This window comes from Alteromonas sp. H39 (assembly GCF_047556435.1).
GTDB lineage: Bacteria > Pseudomonadota > Gammaproteobacteria > Enterobacterales > Alteromonadaceae > Alteromonas.
This window is the reverse complement of record NZ_CP180210.1, coordinates 259834-278112: the sequence shown is the minus strand read 5'-3', so window position 1 is coordinate 278112 and position 18279 is coordinate 259834. Positions and strand designations below refer to the sequence as shown.

The window sequence follows — 18279 nt, the reverse complement described above, 5'->3', positions numbered from 1 at the left end:
TAGCGAAGGAAAAAGATATGTTCAGGTCAATTTTCAGGTTTACACCTGCTCTTGCCGGTGGCGTTTTGGCGCTCTCTGCGTCTCTGATGGCGTGTGCGAACGCGAAGCAGGTAGAAGTGCATGATCCGGTAATGGCAAAAGAAGGTGATACCTATTACGTGTTCAGTACCGGCCCTGGAATTACTTATTACGAATCGAAAGACATGGAGAACTGGTCACTGACCGGGCGTGTCTTTCCTGATGAGCCAAGCTGGGCTCAGCGCGTCGCACCGGGGTTCAACGGTCACCTGTGGGCACCGGACGTGATTGAGAAAGACGGAAAGTACTATCTGTATTACTCGGTATCTGCGTTTGGTAAAAATACCTCTGCGATGGGGGTTACTGTCAATGAGACCCTCGATCCGGAATCAGAAGATTACCAGTGGGTAGATTACGGCATTATGGTGCAGTCTGTTCCCCATCGGGATCACTGGAATGCGATCGATCCGGCAATCGTGCAGGATGATGACGGCACCTACTGGATGTCATTTGGTTCTTTCTGGGATGGTCTCAAGCTGGTGAAGCTGGACGATGACCTGGTTCGCCTGGCGGAGCCTCAGGAATGGCATACTATCGCCGCTCGCCCTGGTGCATCTGACAATACGTCAGACCCCGGTGAAGGCGCTATCGAAGCCCCGTATATTTTTAAGAAAAACGGTTACTACTACCTGTTTGTGTCATTCGATAAATGTTGCAGGGGAATGGACAGTACCTACAATATCCGTGTGGGACGCAGTAAAGATGTCACCGGCCCTTATCTTGACCGGGATGGCAAATCACTGGTTGAAGGCGGCGGCACGCTGGTACTGGAAGGCAACGATGATTGGGTCGCGCTGGGACATAACTCAGCATATACCTTTGAAGGTAAAGACTACCTGGTATTCCATGCTTACGAGACGGCAGACAATGCCATTCAGAAACTCCGGATTTTGCCTATGTCATGGGATGACGGCTGGCCGGTAGTCGATGAGGCTGACCTTAATACCCGTACAACTAACCTGCTGGAAAAATAACAGCTCCTCAGCGTGCCTGTTGATACTAATTTCGGGGCTAGTGGCTTTGCCATTTGCCCCCGTCTTACGCACAATGTTCCTTCATTAAATGACTCCCCTTACCTTTACGCTGTCTCAGGCTTGCGTTTGGGCCTGCAGGGAAGAAAAAGGAACCGTATGTTGAACTCACCATTTCTTCGGCTTATCGCTGCCACACTCATCTTGTGCGCAAGTCCGACATTTGCCGACACCTTTACCCAAACCCATCGCGATACCCTGAACACGTTAAAACAGCAGGCTTTAGAAGACTCGCTAAGCTATGACATTGTAGAGTCATTGACCACTGAAGTTGGCGCACGGTTAGTCGGCACCCCCGCCAGCGACAAATCTGAGCAATGGGCTGCAGATAAAATGCGTGAGCTGGGATTTGATAAAGTCTGGCTGGAGGAAAGTGAAGCCATCTTGTGGACCCGCGGCAAGAGCACCGTCACCATGGTAGCACCTTACCAGCACAATCTGGTGGCTCTGGCGCTGGGAAACAGTGTAGGCACGGGTGATACGCCAATCCGCGCCGACGTTGTACGTTTTGAATCGCTTGATGCACTTAAAGCTGCCGCCCCAGGTAGCCTGAACGGTAAAATCGCCTATGTCGGCTTTAGAATGCGCAGGCATATTGACGGTCGCGGTTATGGTGAGGCCGTAGGTGCGCGTGTGAATGGCGCATCCGAAGCCGCGAAAAAAGGTGCCGTCGCGTTCATTATGCGCTCGGTAGGCACCGATTCTCATCGCGTTGCCCACACTGGCGTGATGGACTACGCCGATGAGGTAAAGAAAATTCCTGCCCTGGCCCTTTCCAATCCCGATGCCGATTTACTGGATAACGCGCTTAAGCGAGACAAGCCGGTTACGCTTTCGCTGGATGTAGGAGCAAGCGGCAACGCTGGCACCACGACTATCGCCAATGTGATTGGGGAAATTACCGGAAGTAAGTACCCGGATCAGGTGGTGACGTTAGGCGCGCATCTTGACAGCTGGGATGTTGGCACAGGGGCTATTGATGACGGACTGGGAGTAGGTATCACACTGGCTGCAGCCCACTACATCGGCCAGCTTGAGCAGCGCCCTGAACGCACCATACGGGTGATTTTATTTGCCGCCGAAGAAATTGGATTAGCCGGCGCAAAAGATTATGTTGCACGCCGCAATGGCGACATGAGCGACCATGTTATCGGAGCAGAATGGGATTTCGGTAACGGCAATATCTATCGCATGGAGCCTGGCGTCGGTCCTGTCGCGTTAAACGATATTCGTGATTTTGCCAATTATTTGGCCCCGATGGGCATTGCACTGGCAAAAACCAACACCGCCAAAGGGCAGTCTGACATGAGTGCACTGGGTCACGCTGGTCAGCCTGCTGTGAACTTCAATCCGGATGGTTCAGATTACTTCGACGTTCACCACACCCACGACGATACACTGGACAAAGTCAATAAGGACGCTCTAAAACATAACACTGCTGTGTATACCGTGTTTGCGTATTTCGCCGCTGCCTCGGGGGTTGATTTCAGAAAGTAAGCGCCGAAAAAAAGGCCGTGAGCACTATCGCTCATCTATCCTGCAGATGTCACTGTTGACCGTGAAAAAGGCGAAGCCGGAACCCTTCGCCTTTCCTTTGTCTGTTATCAGGACAGGCTGTCTCTGCACGCTCTGCTGAAATCATTTCCGCTTGTCTGTATGCACTGTTAGTAGCTGAACCGCGTCAAACCTGGACTAAGGCTGGCGATATTTTTGGATGATTCCTTGATAGTGACAGCAACTGCCATTTTCGCCTCAGAGCAGGTTTTACGATTCAATTTCCAGTAAGCGAATATCCATAATCATCACTGCATTTGGTCCGACTTTGCCACCGTTGCCTTTCTTACCCCATGCCAGCTCTGGCGGAATAACAAACTCATACCTGCCTCCCACGGGCATCATCTGCAGCGCTTCCTGCAACCCTTCAACGGCTTCACTCACAGCAAAGCTTTCAGCCAGTCCTTTCTTATACGTATCGTCTACCACGGTGGTATCGGGAAGCTGGATACGTTGATGCAATTTAACCACGTCGTCCGGTCCCGGCCGGGGGCCGTCACCCTCAGCAATCACTCTGTACATCAGTCCTGAACCGGTGTGGTGTACATCCGGCTTGGATTCGTATTGTGCCAAAAACGCAACGGACTGATTGCGATTCATACCCGCTGAGCCTTTTACTGTTTTCTTTTTTCCTTTCGCCATATTACTGCTCAGACATCAAACGAATACCGTAAATACCGCCCGCGACTGAATCTGGACCGGCAACGAATTTTAACTGTAATATCGGTTCGTTTGTCAGCGCATCCGGAATCATATAATCGACAGTATAAAACTCAGAATCCGGCTCGCCGTGGGGCAACGACACATTGGCCAAAACGCGGTTATTCAGCATCACGGTAAAGTGTCTGTCTTGATCACCGCTAAAAAATGTCAGCCGTAACAGTCTTGCTCGCTTATCCGGGTTTTTGAGGTTATACGAGAACCAGCCTGTCGCATCACGCCAGTGCATGCCGTTATTCACGCCTGCCCGTGTGGCTTCACCGGCAAAATCATGCTCGACCTCTGGTTGCTGTTCGCCTGGTGTGATTTGGTCAACGGTTTTTGCCATCAACTCCGCCTTGGCCTCAGATTTTGCTTTCGCATCTGCCACAAAGGTACTGAACTCACTTTCCTGCATTTGCGGCCAGTAGATCTGATAGCGGGAATCATGCAAACGGAAGAAAGGAATAAGGGTCTTGCTTTGCGGGGTATCAAAAGGGTTATCCCCAGTATTGCCAATGGCCATATGATCTGAAACCGTAAAGATCAGATCCTCAGATGGCTGCCGATCCAGGCTATCCAGAAAGCGTTCGGGATCGCCAAGGATCACCGGAAGTGCCTCTGGCGGACAGACTGGGCCAGCGGCAATATGCCCCATTCGGTTATCATCTGCGACAAAGTTAAGCGACTCGTTTTCAAACGCCTGAACGCGGGTAGCCAGCACGACCGGCCCATACAATACGGAGTAGTAGTCTTGCCCGTCCGGAAGCTGCTCTACACGTGGGCTGGCGTCTAGCGTGAATGTCACCTCATCGCCTTCACGCCATACTCTGTTTATAGCAATGTAACCGTCCTTTGTTTTTTCAGTAATACGCTTGCCATTAACACTGACATCAAGCGGCCCCTGTAACCATGACGGTTGGCGCAGGTGCATCGTCCAGGGATCGCCCACGCCCGGTTTTGTACGTGAGATCGCGATCGTAACTGCATTTTGATCTGGAAAACGCGTTTGCAGATCCACACTTACGCCTTTTTCCGGCCATTGAAGCGTTGAGGATATAAACAGGTTAACCCACAAGTTATCCACATCATGTGTATAAATTAACTCGCCGTATTTGCTGTGATTTTCAATGCCCGACCCCACACAGCACCACATCGAATCCTGCACCGAGGAATACATACGATAATGGCCCGGACGCATGGAGGTAAAATATACCAACCCGCCGTGCTCGGGGTGTTGAGAGGAAAGAATATGGTTATAGGTAGCCCTTTCGTAAAAATCCAGATAACGGGTGTCACCGCTGCGCAGGAATAACAGCTTGCTCAACTTGAGCATATTATAGGTATTACAGGTTTCAGGCCCTTCTACGTCTTCTACCATTGGCGTGAAATCTTCCTTATCGTGGAAGTGCTCTCGCACGCTGTTACCACCAATGGATACTGAACGCTGCTGACTGACGGTTTCCCAGAAAAAGACCGCGGCCTCTTCCCAGGCCTTATCGTCCGACAAACCGGCCACTTTTAATGCACCAATAATTTTCGGTATCTGAGTATTAGCGTGCAAGCCAGTTAGTGTGTCTTTACTTCTGGTCAACGGCTCGATAATACGCTGATGAGTAAATTGACGTGCCAGCGTAAGATAACGAGGATCATCAAGTATCACCGCCATATCTGCGAATGCCGCGTTCAAGCCACCATGCTCGGAGTACAACATGGCCTGAATCTGCTCGTCGCTCAGGTTTTCGGTGATATCCAGCATCCATTCGCCAAGCCTGGATAACATCACTTTCGCTTTTTCACGTTTGCCTATCACATAAGCATCACGCAAACCGTGAAAAATCTTATCAATATTATAAAGCGGCACCCAACGTTCATTCAGACTGAATAAGTCAGCATTGATCTCACCGTTCTTTATCTGCGCCCAAAGCTCAGCACTTCCCGGAATGCCGCCCAGATAGCCGCCAGTAGCGGTTTGCGCTCGCGCCAGCTCATCCAGCATGTAATCAAGTCGCTGTGATATCGCCGCATCACCAGTTGTCGCCCAGGCCAGGCTCAATGCCGTTAAATAATGCCCGCCGATATGGCCATCCAATCCGGATCCTTCCCAGTTGCCGTAGGTCGGCGCCCTAGTGTCTACTCCTGCCTCGCGCAAGTAGGGTGTCAGCAACTTATCCGCATCCAGCGCCAGCAAATATCTGACATTTACTTGTTGGGCGTGCTGAAACGGGCTGGCGTTAAGATTGACTCTGTCCAGCGCATAAAGCTGCTGTGCCTGAGGCTCAGGATACAAACTGGTGTAGGCGTCATGTTGTTTTACAGCTGAGGACGCAGCTGAAGGGGTTGTCTGGCATGCGGTCAGAACTGACAGCACACCGGCGCACAGGAACGTGCGCCAGTATTTGTCGGGTAGTTGCATAAGCGTTTACGGTTGTCCCGGCTTGCCAAAATCCGGCATGCCTTTGTCGTCCCATTTAACGTGTTTAACGAACGTGTGACGATCCGGATTCCACAGCGGATCGCCCTCGATTTCCGTGTACTGACGGCAGTGATACACCAGTACATCCTTGCCATCCGGCGTTTGCGTAAAGCTGTTATGCCCCGGACCAAACATTTTCACTGATTCATCGGTGGCGAATACTGGCTCCTGCACTTTCGTCCAGCTGGCAGGGTCTAATAAGTCTGCATTCTCATCGGCGTAAATCAGGCCCATGCAGTAGTTTTCATCTGTGGCGCTGCCCGAATACGTTACGAAAATTTTTCCACCATGCTTGATGACCGCCGGTCCTTCATTTACCCAAAAGCCGCGCGTTTCCCACTCAAGCTCAGGTTTGGTCAGCATCACCGGCTTGCCTTTAATTTCAGTCGGCGTTGTCATTGGCGCGATATACAAATTGGAATTTCCACGAATTCCCGGCCCCTTCTGTGCCCACAGGTAATACAGCACGTCGTTGTGCGTAAAGGTGGTCGCATCCAGACAGAAAGTGTCGATACCGGTATCAATCTGGCCACAAAACTCCCAGCTACCGGTTACCGGATTGTCATCTTCGCATTTAATGGCATACATACGATGCTGAAACAGCTCGTCTTTGATTTCACGGCTTGGTGCTGCTGCAAAATACACATACCAGGCACCTTGGTTAAAACGAATTTCCGGCGCCCAGATGAGGTCGCTGTAAGGACCACTATCCGGCTTGTGCCAGACCATCTTTGTTTCGGCATCAGCCAGCGCGTCCAGCGTTTTTGCGCGACGCAGCTCAATGCCCTCATAAGACGGTACCGACGCGGTGAAATAGTAATATCCGTCGGTATGTTTATGGATATAAGGGTCTGCGCGTTGTGGAATTAAAGGCGTATTGGTGTCCATCATGACTTTGCTCCTTTCGCCATGGGGGGCGTTTCTTTATCAAGTTCATTTACAAGTTCCGGGTGTTCCTGCGCCGCATCCAGTGTCGTTACCAGATGCTTGTATTCATCGTCAGTAATGCGATAGCGCTTCATCAGCATGCCCACGAGATAGTGGAATAGGCCGGGAATAATCGTCAGCATAAGTGCCAGTCCGGTTAGTGTATAATCACTTTGTACCTGCTCAGGCTCGTAATTGAAAAATGCCAGCAACCAGCCAACCACAGCCCCGGCGAAGCCCATTCCCGCTTTCTGGCAAAATGAAATGCCACCAAAGGACAGTCCGGCTACACGCTTGCCGGTTTTACTCTGACCATAGTCCACGGCTTCGGCGATGGCGGACCAGAAAATAGGCGCGTGCAAATCCACCACAAAAGAAACAAGAAAATACAGAATAAAGGCCAGCATCATGTCGCCCGGATCTACCGTTAAGAACATGATGACACTTAATATCCCGGTGGCCATTTGGGAAAAGCGGAACAGCTTTACCTTACAGTAGCGTTTGGTTATCCAGGTGGACGCCACCATCGCCAGAATAGCCGCGCTGACGCCGGTAGCCATAAAGTTTGCCTGTATGTCAGCATCGCCGCCCAGGTAATACTTCGCATAGTACATAGCTACTGAGCCACGTATTACATAGCCAATGGTGCCCAGCACACATACGCCGCACAGCACCAGCCATTGGTCGTTTTTCATTAATAACGCAAACTGCTCTTTCAGAGGCTTTTCGTCTACCTGGTGTTCAAGGCGCTCTTTGGTAGTAAAGAAGCAGAATAAGAACATAACAACGGCTAGCCCCGCCATTAATCCCATTGCTGTCTGATAGCCGGCAGCACGGTCGCCTTCCCAGTAATCGGCCCCCGCCAGCTTTGGCACGATAATGGTCACCAGAAACGCGGCCACTTTTGCGAAGAATAAGCGATATCCGTTCGCGCTCAGTTTTTCCTTCGGATCTGCAGTCATTACCCCTATCAGTGAAATATAGGGAATGGTCACGGCCGTAAACATCAGCGTAACAAAGATGTAGGTCGAATAAGCCCACACCAGCTTTGCGTTGTAGTCTACATCCGGTGTACTGAAGGTGAGAAAAACAGAGATACCAAACGGCAATGCCAGAAACAGAAAGTAAGGGCGGTAACGGCCCCAGCGGCTGGTGTAACGGTCAGTGACCATACCCATCAGCGGATCGCTGATCGCGTCGAGCAGACGCACCAGCAGGAACATCAGTGCCATATCGGTAGGTTTTAAACCGAAAACGTCGGTGTAGAAGAAAGTGATAATCAGCATCATCGACGAGATGACGACATTAACCGCCATATCGCCAGCACCGAAGCCGACCTTCTCCAATTGTGTTAATTTTTGTGAACTCATACTGCGTTTTCCGTTTGAAGGTCTCTGCACAACGCTGGCGAACAACCTGAGAGGTTTTCATTCAATTCGCGGTAAATGCAAACCAAATGTTAAAAGCTATAATGATACTATTATCATACTATTTGAGTAGCAAGTCATTTCATCGAATAATTCAGGTGTATTAAGCCATTCCCACATCTCTTCCACCTTCCTGTTTACCGCGCTAGACACCTATCCTGCGACACTGTCTGAAAGTGTACCCTGCGCTTACGTCCATTGCTGCAAAAAGGTAATGAAAAGATAACGCACCTGTTAACTGCAGAGTGTCGTGCATAATGAACGACGGGAAGTTATCTTCATTGTGCCGGAACAAAAAACCCCGGCAAGCCGGGGTTTTCTTTCGTTATCACACTGGCGATTACATAGTGTAACGTACACCCAGCGCAAAGGTTCTGCTGTACAGCGCATTACCGAAGTTATGCGTGTACGGGTACTGGTAGTAGCTTTGGTAGGTCTCTTCCGTCAGGTTAGTACCATCCAGAGTTACCGTTAGATGTTCGTTAACATCGTAGCTCATCTGGAAGTCAACACTTTGCTCAGGGCGACGATACACGCCACGCGGATTCGCAAACAGTGCCGCTTCGTAGTTATTCAGGAAGTCATCACGCCACACGTAAGACAGTCGCATGTCAAAGTTGTCTTTCTCGTAGATGGCAACCACGGAGTAAGAGGTATCTGACACACCGAACATGTCACGTTGCGTATAGCTTTCAATTTCACCTTCGGGACCAAAGTTTGGCAGATCCTGCTCGGAATCCAGTAAGGTTGCCGAAGCCTGTACACCAAAGCCATCCAGTGCGTCTGGCAGGTAGTCAGGGAAGTAAACTGCGCCTAGCTCCCAACCTGTCAGTACACCGTTAGAGGAGTTATCGGGCTGGCTGAGAATATAGGTTTCTTCTTCGCCGGTTTCCGGTGAATCACGACGTACAACGTTTACCGAATCAAACACAAAGCCTTCGATATCACGACGGAACCAGGTGGCGTAAATCGAGTTTCCTTCGCCAAAGTAGTACTCCAGTGAAATATCAAGGTTTTGTGACTCTACCGGTTCCAGGTCGGGGTTACCGCCGTTCGCCGTACCGTAGCCCACGTTGGTGAGATCTTCGTTATACACGATATTCGAGTTAAGCTGCACGAAGTTGGGACGACGGATCGTCTCGGTGTAAGCGAAGCGCGCCAGTAAATCATCCGTCAGGTGATAACGAACCACAAAGGTTGGCAGAATGGTAGATGTGCCACCCGACGCCGAGCTGGTTTCACCAGCGTCTGGAATAAAGTCCATGTCGCGATCCGCATCTTCCCAACGCAGGCCTACCTGACCGTCCACCAGCTTATCGCCCAGTTGGAATGAATAGTCACCCTGCAGATAAAGTGCCGTTGTTGTCTCTTCAATCTCAAAGTTCTTACGGATTACCAGGTTTTCGCTGCTATTGTCGTAACCGTAAATATTGCGGATTTCACTGCGGTTATTGTAAATGTAGTAACCGTTCGCTACCGCCCAGGAGTCCGGGAAGTCAGCCTGACCGTCAAAGAAGTTTGAATTTACGTGCGTCAGACCAGGGTCAAATTCAGACAGTGGCGCACGATATGCCGTGGTTAAAAGTCTATCGGCTTCGCTGACTTCACGTTTGTCCCATCGCGCACCGAAGTTAATACGCTCAAACCCGAATTCATCAACAAAATATTCACCGTCAATTTTAAAGGTCAGTGAATCCCCTTCGTTTTCGTTGCCGTTGTCGTAAAGCTCGGCCGTATTCCAGATGCGCGGATCTGTGAGGTCAGACTCGTCTATCTCGGTATCCGGATTGTCCATCATTTCCAGAGCAGGAACGCCGTCTTTGTCATTGAAGTCAACGTACAGACCCGGAGCCGTGCGGTCGGTACGCATGGCAAAAAATTCAGATTCAAATTTACTCTTCTGATAAATCACTTCTGATTCCAGCGTAAGATCGTCATTGATGATCCAGTTACCACCTAAAGCGAAGACGTAGCTGTCAGTTTGCCCTACGCTAAGGTCACCCGAGTTAAAGGCGTACGGAGAGTCCACATACCGCTCTTTGATGATATTTGTGCCTTCAAACAGCAGTGGTGGATTGGTGTCATCCACGTTGCCCCACCAGTCGGTGAAATTAAACAGCAACGAGTTGAATGATTCGTTGCGAAAGCCGTTATAAAACGCTTCAAACAAGTACTCTGAACGATCGTTCGGTGCCCACTGGAAGGAGATATTTGCTGCCGGGCGTTCACGTTCACCGGTTAAGTCGCTGGCAAAAATCGCATCACGAGAGAGATAATATTCCGTAGGTACACCATTAATATCCAGCGTAGAACCAGCCTGGTACGGTAAACCCTGTTCCAGGCCCGCCTGCCAGATGGGGCTCTCACTTACCCGTGCATCGTCAAGAAAAATACGTTCAAGCTGACCAAATCCTTCCGCCGGATTGTTGGTCATGAAAGGCACCATGGCACCAGGGGTGATACTTTGGTCACGATAATTAGTGCGTGTATAAGACACGTTTACCAGCGCACCAAATTCACCATGCTTGGTATCCCAGCGATTACTTAACAGTGCTGATACTGACGGATCGGTTTTATCAGCCTGCTCCTGGTGAATGCCTCGCGCAGCAACTACAACCTTTTCACCCTCGAAATTGAACGGGCGCTGAGTCTCGATATTAATCTGACCCGCTATACCACTACCAATTTGCGACGCTGAACGGGTTTTGAAAACTTCAACCGTTTCCAACAAAGCAGCTGGTACATCAGCAAGCGCCACGGCACGGCCCGATGCGGTAAAAATATTGCGGCCGTTAACTGTCGTCGTGACGTCCGTCAAACCCCGGATAGTTACCGTGCTTACTTCACCCTGGCCGCGATCTGTTACCTGAATACCAGTAACCCGTTGCAGCGCTTCCACCACGTTGTTATCCGGAAACTTACCAATATCTTCAGCCACAATGGCATCAACAATTTGCAGATTCTGACGTTTCAGGTTCAGCGCTTTATTCAAGCTTCCGCGAATACCCGAAACTTCAATCACTTCTACGGGCTGCTCCGCCTGATTCTCATTATTATCTTCTTGCTGGGCGTACGCGAGCTGGCTGGCCATGGCCAGGATAACTGCGCTAGCGAGGTGTGATCGCTTAAACATAAACAGTGTTCTCCGGTTTTTATGTTGGCATGTTAACAATATTGTTGTCGATATTTGCTAACCGCCTGTTAATCTCCAGCGCATATGGAATAAGGCAATACGCTGTTGAACCACATTTCTCTGCTGTTAATTTTTTGTTATTTGATTTTAATCATATTGTATGACTAATTACCTGTCAACCACATTACGATAACTTGTTTTACTTATTACAGGATTGCGTAGTATGACTGGGCTGGCTTGTTATTAATGTGTGTAAAAAAACCTGCGCGTTACAAAAATTTTTCTTTCTTCGCTAATAAATAGCTTTCATCCAATACCCGCAATCTCTCTCAATATCAGGCCTTTACTTACATTAAGCGTTACCGGTAACACTCATTCACTGGATATGTAGTTGCGCTAAAAGATCTTTACAAGCTATTTACAATGGAAATTTTGCTGCTATTCTAAAAATCATACAATAATACATTCCATTGTAAGACTGAGGATTAGAATAATGACACTCAAACGTTCACTGCTTGTATTGAGCATTTCAATGGCACTCGGCGCCTGCGGCGACGGTGGCGATCAGAGCTTTGGTACCGGAGACCCGGTACCGGCGCCACCAGAAGTGCCGCCTGTAGAATATGAAGATCCCACATTAGCCGGTGAAGTCGCATTTACAGACGCCGTGGTTCATGACCCCTCAGTCGTGCAAGGACCGGATGGTGAATACTTTGTGTTTGGTTCACATTTGGCCTACGCAAGCACCACTGACTGGATGAACTGGGAGCAGGGTGCGAACGATGGCGTAGAGACCAGCCCGCTGTTCAGCACCTATGCCAGCGAGATTTCTGAAGGCATTGACTGGGTAGGCGGTCATATTGGTTCCTGGGCATCCGATGTCATTCAACTGGAAGATGGCCGTTATTATTTCTACTACAATCACTGCGCACTGCCAGACACAGGTAACTGCGTATCCCGTTCTTATTTGGGTTTAGCGGTATCCGATAACATCGAAGGGCCTTATGAAGACCAGGGCCTGATTTTACGCACCGGTCAGGTGGGTGATGAAAACCCTGGCATTAATGGTGAAAACTACGACGGAAATATCCACCCTAACGCCATCGACCCGGACGTATTCTTCGATAAAGAAAGTCGCCTGTGGATGGTTTATGGCTCGTACTCAGGGGGTATCTGGATCATGGAAATGGACCCGCAAACCGGTATGGCATTGCCAGATCAGGGTTACGGGACCAAGCTGACCGGTGGCTATTACAGCGCCATCGAGGGGCCGTATATGCTATACAGCCCACAAACAGATTATTACTACCTTATCACCTCATTTGGCGGGTACGAGCAAGCCGATGGGTACAATATGCGGATCGCACGCTCACGTAACCCGGATGGCCCGTTTGAGGACAAGTTGGGGCAGGATATGATTGGAGCCAGCGGCGCCTGGACGGCGATTGAGTCTTATGGCGTGAAAATAATGGGCGGCCACATTTTTGATCATAATGTCGGTGAAAACGGCGAAGATCACGGTTACATGGCCCCGGGTCATAACTCGGCCTACTATGATGAAGAGAGCGATAAGCACTTCCTGATTTTCCATACCCGCTTCCCGAATATGGGCGAAGGCCACGCGGTGCGCGTGCACGAGATGTTTACAACGGAAGATGGCTGGCTGGTAGCCTCACCACACCGCTACGTGCCAATTGAAGGCGAAAATCTGGTAGATGAAATTGATGCCTACGGCACCTATCAGTTTATCAATCATGGCCGCGATATAAACCGCGAAGCTAAACTATCGTCATACCTTACCCTGGCAGACGATGATGTTATTGGTGGTGATTTCACCGGTACCTGGAAAATTGATGAGCAAAGTAATATCGAGCTTACCATCGACGATGTGGGTACATTTACCGGCGTAGCCAAATGGCAGTATAACAATGCGACCGGGCGCCTGACGCCGACCTTCTCAGCACTTTCTGGCAGCGGCGGCGCGGTGTGGGGAACGCAGTTGGAAGATCCGGGCACAGCGCAAACGCTGACTAACATTGCCGATGCACTGGTACTGCCTGAGTCGACACAGTCTGACCTGAACCTGATGACGGTGGGTGCGCTCGGTGCAGATATCAGCTGGAGCAGCTCTGACACTGACATCATTAAAACCAGCGGTGTCGTAAACCGCCCGAATGCGGGACAAGAAGACGCCACCGTTACCTTAACTGCGGAAATTTCACTGGATGGTGAGATGCAGTCTAAAACGTTTGAGGTAATGGTACCTGCTCGCTATCAATATAATCGCGTAGCCCACTACAGCTTTGAGTCTTCACTGGAAGAAACCCTTGATATTAAAGGCGATGGCGCGGCTACCGGTGCAACACCGGACACCACTGATGGCAGCGTGTCTTTCGCGGCAGGCCAGTCTGGTGAGGCGGTTGTTCTGGATGGCACTTCAGGTGTGCGTCTGCCGGATGGCATGATTGATAACTACGAATATACCGTTTCTATGTGGCTGAACCCTGCTGTACTGACACAGTTTACTACTGCGTTTTTCGGTGCCCAGGCTAATGACAACTGGCTAAGCCTGGTACCCTGGAGCTGGGATGGTAACACCATGCTGTGGAGCGGTAGCCAGGCCTGGTACGATGCCTCTACTGGTATGCAAATTCCAGCCAATGACTGGACACACGTGGCATTCTCGGTCAAACAAGGCGGTGTAAGCGTATATATCAACGGCGAAGCGCGCTTTACCGGCGGTAACTTCCCGGATCTCTTCTCAGGCGGTGAAGGCGTATTTACGCTGGGTGTGAACTACTGGGACATTCCTTTTAACGGTATGGTGGACGAACTGAAAGTGTACGAAGGTGCGCTGTCAGCTACCGAGATTATGAACCTGGATATCACCCCGCAACCCGCGTCTGTGTTAATCGACTCTGCAGCAGACCTGCTTAGCCTTGGCGATTTGACTGCTGTGCGTGAAGATATTCGCCTGCCAGCGACCGGTGCATACGCATCCGCTATCAGCTGGGCATCTTCCAACCCTGATGTGGTTGCGACCGATGGTACAGTCACCCGTCCTGATGCCAGCGAACCGGATGCAACCGTGATGTTAACGGCAACCATTACTCTTGATGGACAAACAACTACCAAGACGTTCGAAGCAACGGTTCGTTCACTGGGCCTCCCTGATCCGAAAGCCGCGTATACGTTTGATAACGACGACCTGACAGATGCGACAGGCGTACAGGCCGCCGGTTTCACCAGCGGTGCAACCATTGGCACTGACGGCGGAGAAGCAATGTTTGCCGACGGTGCGCTGGGACGTGCGTTGCAACTGGATGGATCTTACGGGGTTGAGTTGCCCAATGGTCTGATTAAAGACGATACCTACTCAATTATGATGTGGTTGAACCCAACAGAGCTGACACAGTTCACATCTGCCTTCTTCGCTTATGCGAGCACAGAGAGCTGGGTGAGTGTTGTGCCATTTGGTAACGACGCGGTGTCAGGCAACACCATGATTTGGTCTGGAACAAACTGGTATGACGCCGGTACCGGACAACAAATCCCGGAAAATGCCTGGTCACACCTCGCCTTTGTAAACAATGGCGGTACGCTAACCATTTATCTGAACGGTGAGCAAGTGTATTCAGGTACCAGCTTCCCTGACGTGTTCACACCGGCCTCGGTAACTGGCTTTGCGATTGGTGTGAACTACTGGGATATCCCGTTCAACGGCATGGTTGATGAACTGATGATCTTTAACGATGCCATTACGCCCAATGATGTTGCCAGGTTCTACCAGCAACAGTCTGGCGGTGAATAACCTCAAAATATAGCAAGTGATACGCTGCCGGATGAAACGTCCGGTAGCGTTTTTTCGTTTAAATTACACAGGAATAAACATGACATTTTCACTTCGACGCTCCATTACAGCACTGACCGTTGCCGCAAGCCTGGCTTCAGCCCCTGCTCTGGCGGACAACCCGATTATCAAAGACGTGTTTACTGCTGATCCTGCGGCACTGGTACACAACGACACCGTTTATCTGTATACCGGACACGATGAAGCTCCGAACAACGATGTCTTTTTTGAAATGCATGACTGGCTGGCATTTTCTTCTACCGACATGGTGAAATGGAAAGCCCATGGTCCGATAATGAAAGCGACTGATTTTAAATGGGCAAAAGGCGAGGCATGGGCATCACACATGGTAGAAAAGGATGGAACCTTCTACTTTTTCACGACGGTACGTCACAAAGACGATAAACCTGGGTTCGCCATTGGTGTCGCCACGTCTGACTCACCCACCGGCCCGTTCAAAGATGCTATCGGCAAAGCGCTGATAACCGACGATATGACCAAGCACACGCCTAATGACTGGGATGATATCGACCCAGCGGTGTTCATTGAGGATAACGGTGAGGCGTACATGTTTTTTGGTAACCTGATGCCAAAATATGTGAAGCTCAGCGATGACTTGCTGTCACTGGACGGCGAGATAAAAACCATGGACCTGCCTAATTTCACCGAAGCCCTGTGGGTGCATAAGAAAAATGACATTTATTATGTGTCCTACGCCTGCGAATTCCCGGAAAAGATCTGCTACGCCATGAGCGACAGCATTCATGGCCCGTGGGAATACGGCGGTATCTTAAATGAAATTGCGGGCAACTCAGAGACCAATCACCAATCCATCATCGAGTTCAAAGGTAAGGACTACTTCATTTACCACACCGGCGCCATGCCGCCGAAAGACGGTGAGCCCAGTGGCGGCCGTTTCCGTCGTTCTGTGGCTATCGATCCGCTTTACTACAATGAGGATGGTTCGCTGAAGCGCGTCATTATGACCACAGAAGGCATTCAACCGGATGAGAAGGAGTAACCATGTTACGAACGCTAACTGCTGTTGCCTGCGCAACACTTACCCTGTCTGCTGCCATTGCCAAGCCGCATGAAGCGACAATTTCGGCAGACCTCACGCAAACCGGCCCGCAAATTAATAAAGATATTTACGGTCAGTTTGCTGAACACCTTGGCCGCGGTATTTACGAAGGGCTTTGGGTTGGTAAGGATTCTGACATCCCCAACACCAAAGGCTTTCGCAATGATGTTATCAGCGCTCTTAAAGACATTAAGGTGCCGCTGGTCCGCTGGCCGGGCGGCTGCTTCGCTGACGAATACCACTGGCGTGATGGAATTGGCGCGGCAGAAGAGCGCCCGGTGAAAGTGAACACTCACTGGGGCGGTGTTGAAGAAACCAATGCCGTGGGTACGCATGAATTTTTCGACCTGGTAGAACTGCTAGGTGCCGATGCCTATGTGAATGGCAACCTGGGTTCTGGCAGTGTACGTGAAATGGCCGAATGGATGGAGTACATGACCTCCGACAAAAACTCCACGCTGGCTAACGAACGCCGTGCCAATGGCCGTGAAGAACCCTGGGATATTGCCTATTTCGGCATTGGTAATGAGTCATGGGGTTGTGGTGGTCATATGCGCCCGCAGTACTATGTCGATTTGTACCGTCAGTATGCGACCTTTATGAAAGCGCCTCCGGGTAAACGTCCAAAACTGGTTGGAAGCGGCGGCCATACCGAAGATACCGAGTGGACTGATGTACTCAGTGCCAATATCGACCGGGATATGGACGGTATCAGTTATCATTTCTACACCCTGCCTACCAGTGAATGGTCGAAAAAGGGGCATGCCACTGACTTCGACAATACCATGTGGTTTAAAACGCTGGAGCGTACACTGCGTATTGATAAGTACATTGCCGATAATATCGCTGTACTGGATGAAAACGATCCGGACGGTGAGCTTGGCTTTTATGTGGATGAGTGGGGCACGTGGTATGACGCCGAAGAAGGCCGTGAACCCGGCTTTTTGTATCAGCAGAATACTCTGCGTGACGCGGTCGTAGCGGCGGTGAATTTCAACATATTCCACCACTACGCAGAACGCGTACACATGACTAACATCGCGCAGATGGTAAACGTACTGCAGGCGATGATCCTCACCGATGGGGCTGAGATGCTGAAGACACCAACCTATCATGTTTACGGCATGTACAAGGTATTTCAGGATGCTACAGCAATCCCGTTTACTATTACTACCTCAAAGTACAGCCAGGGCAATGAAAGCGTACCTGCCATTACCGCTTCTATCGCCAAGGGTGAAGACGGTAAGCTTTATATCGCACTGGTGAACCTCGACCCGGCAGAAGAAGCCACAATATCGCTGGACTTAAAAGGCATGAAGGTGTCGTCACTGAATGGGCAGATCCTTACCGCCGATAACATTACCGATAAGAATACCTTTGCGAAGAAAAACGTAGTGAAGCCTGCTGAATTTAGCGCCGATGCAGACGACCTCACGTTACCCGCAAAGTCGATTGTGGTTGCCGAGCTGGTGAAATAACGATGCGCTTAAAAAGAAAGGCCCGTCGCCGGCGGGCTTTTCATTACTTCAGAATGCGTACACAGGAAAACAGAAAGCCGGGCTCGTAAGCCCGGTTTTTTTATGCTTACAGATTTGAGTGAAAAGCCTGAGCGCGGCCATGTATAGCGTTTGGTGATCCGTATCTACTCTGACACTTTGGTTTTATGGCTTCTACTCTAACTGTGAGACAGCATAGAGAAAGAAGCGGACGTTTTACGGCGCGTTTAGTGACTGGCAGCTTAAGACAACCACCCGCTCTATATCGCTATATCTTGGTGCTTTGACACGCTTGAATTGAGATTGACTTTGCGTTTATGTCAGCTAGTTTCTTTTCATAACCTGCTCAATAGATAATATCTGTCGCAATAGCGCGATGTATGATTTGCATGAATTTACTCAAATGCTTGGGATTCCTAGCAACCAATAGGCGAAGCGAGACAGGTAAACTCAACACCCATTGACCAACTGGGTAGCCTTGTAGCACATCATCAACCGCAACTTGGTACTTGCTGCCATGCGCCTAG

10 protein-coding genes are annotated in these 18279 nt (G+C 50.1%); 5 read left to right on the top strand and 5 right to left on the bottom strand.

The window, feature by feature from the left end; genetic code table 11:
- Nucleotides 1-86: 86 nt before the first annotated feature.
- Together ACLBLI_RS01160 and ACLBLI_RS01155 are read left to right on the top strand one after the other, a co-directional pair.
- The gene (locus ACLBLI_RS01160) at nucleotides 87-1052 is read left to right on the top strand and encodes an arabinan endo-1,5-alpha-L-arabinosidase (protein WP_414830877.1); all 966 of its coding nucleotides are present in this window, start codon (nucleotides 87-89) and stop codon (nucleotides 1050-1052) included.
- Nucleotides 1053-1208: 156 nt separating this feature from the next.
- Nucleotides 1209-2606 carry a M20/M25/M40 family metallo-hydrolase gene (locus tag ACLBLI_RS01155; RefSeq protein WP_414829361.1) on the top strand — a complete coding sequence of 466 codons (1398 nt, stop codon included), beginning with the start codon at nucleotides 1209-1211 and terminating at the stop codon, nucleotides 2604-2606.
- A 267-nt stretch (nucleotides 2607-2873) separates the two neighbouring features.
- On the opposite strand, the gene ACLBLI_RS01150 is transcribed toward ACLBLI_RS01155, so the two are convergent.
- From ACLBLI_RS01150 to ACLBLI_RS01130, 5 genes are all read right to left on the bottom strand, one after another.
- Complete coding sequence (locus ACLBLI_RS01150; protein WP_414829360.1) at nucleotides 2874-3305, bottom strand: FKBP-type peptidyl-prolyl cis-trans isomerase; 432 nt, start codon at nucleotides 3303-3305, stop codon at nucleotides 2874-2876.
- 1 nt (nucleotide 3306) lies between these two features.
- Complete coding sequence (locus ACLBLI_RS01145; RefSeq protein WP_414829359.1) at nucleotides 3307-5778, bottom strand: beta-L-arabinofuranosidase domain-containing protein; 2472 nt, start codon at nucleotides 5776-5778, stop codon at nucleotides 3307-3309.
- 6 nt (nucleotides 5779-5784) lie between these two features.
- Nucleotides 5785-6726, bottom strand: coding sequence for a family 43 glycosylhydrolase (locus ACLBLI_RS01140; protein ID WP_414830876.1), 942 nt, complete (start codon nucleotides 6724-6726; stop codon nucleotides 5785-5787).
- On the bottom strand, nucleotides 6726-8135 hold the full coding sequence (locus ACLBLI_RS01135) for an MFS transporter (RefSeq protein WP_414829358.1): 1410 nt from the start codon (nucleotides 8133-8135) through the stop codon (nucleotides 6726-6728). Before ACLBLI_RS01135 ends, ACLBLI_RS01140 begins: the two co-directional genes overlap by 1 nt.
- Before the next feature lie 397 nt (nucleotides 8136-8532).
- Nucleotides 8533-11325, bottom strand: a complete 2793-nt coding sequence (locus ACLBLI_RS01130; RefSeq protein WP_414829357.1) for a TonB-dependent receptor — start codon at nucleotides 11323-11325, stop codon at nucleotides 8533-8535.
- A 493-nt stretch (nucleotides 11326-11818) separates the two neighbouring features.
- On the opposite strand from ACLBLI_RS01130, the gene ACLBLI_RS01125 reads away from it, so the two are divergent.
- From ACLBLI_RS01125 to ACLBLI_RS01115, 3 genes are all read left to right on the top strand, one after another.
- The gene (locus ACLBLI_RS01125; RefSeq protein ID WP_414829356.1) at nucleotides 11819-15136 is read left to right on the top strand and encodes a LamG-like jellyroll fold domain-containing protein; all 3318 of its coding nucleotides are present in this window, start codon (nucleotides 11819-11821) and stop codon (nucleotides 15134-15136) included.
- A 79-nt stretch (nucleotides 15137-15215) separates the two neighbouring features.
- Nucleotides 15216-16196 (top strand): glycoside hydrolase family 43 protein, encoded by a 981-nt coding sequence (locus tag ACLBLI_RS01120; protein ID WP_414829355.1) that lies wholly within the window; start codon nucleotides 15216-15218, stop codon nucleotides 16194-16196.
- A gap of 2 nt (nucleotides 16197-16198) precedes the next feature.
- Nucleotides 16199-17734, top strand: a complete 1536-nt coding sequence (locus tag ACLBLI_RS01115; protein WP_414829354.1) for an alpha-N-arabinofuranosidase — start codon at nucleotides 16199-16201, stop codon at nucleotides 17732-17734.
- The last annotated feature ends 545 nt before the right edge of the window (nucleotides 17735-18279 follow it).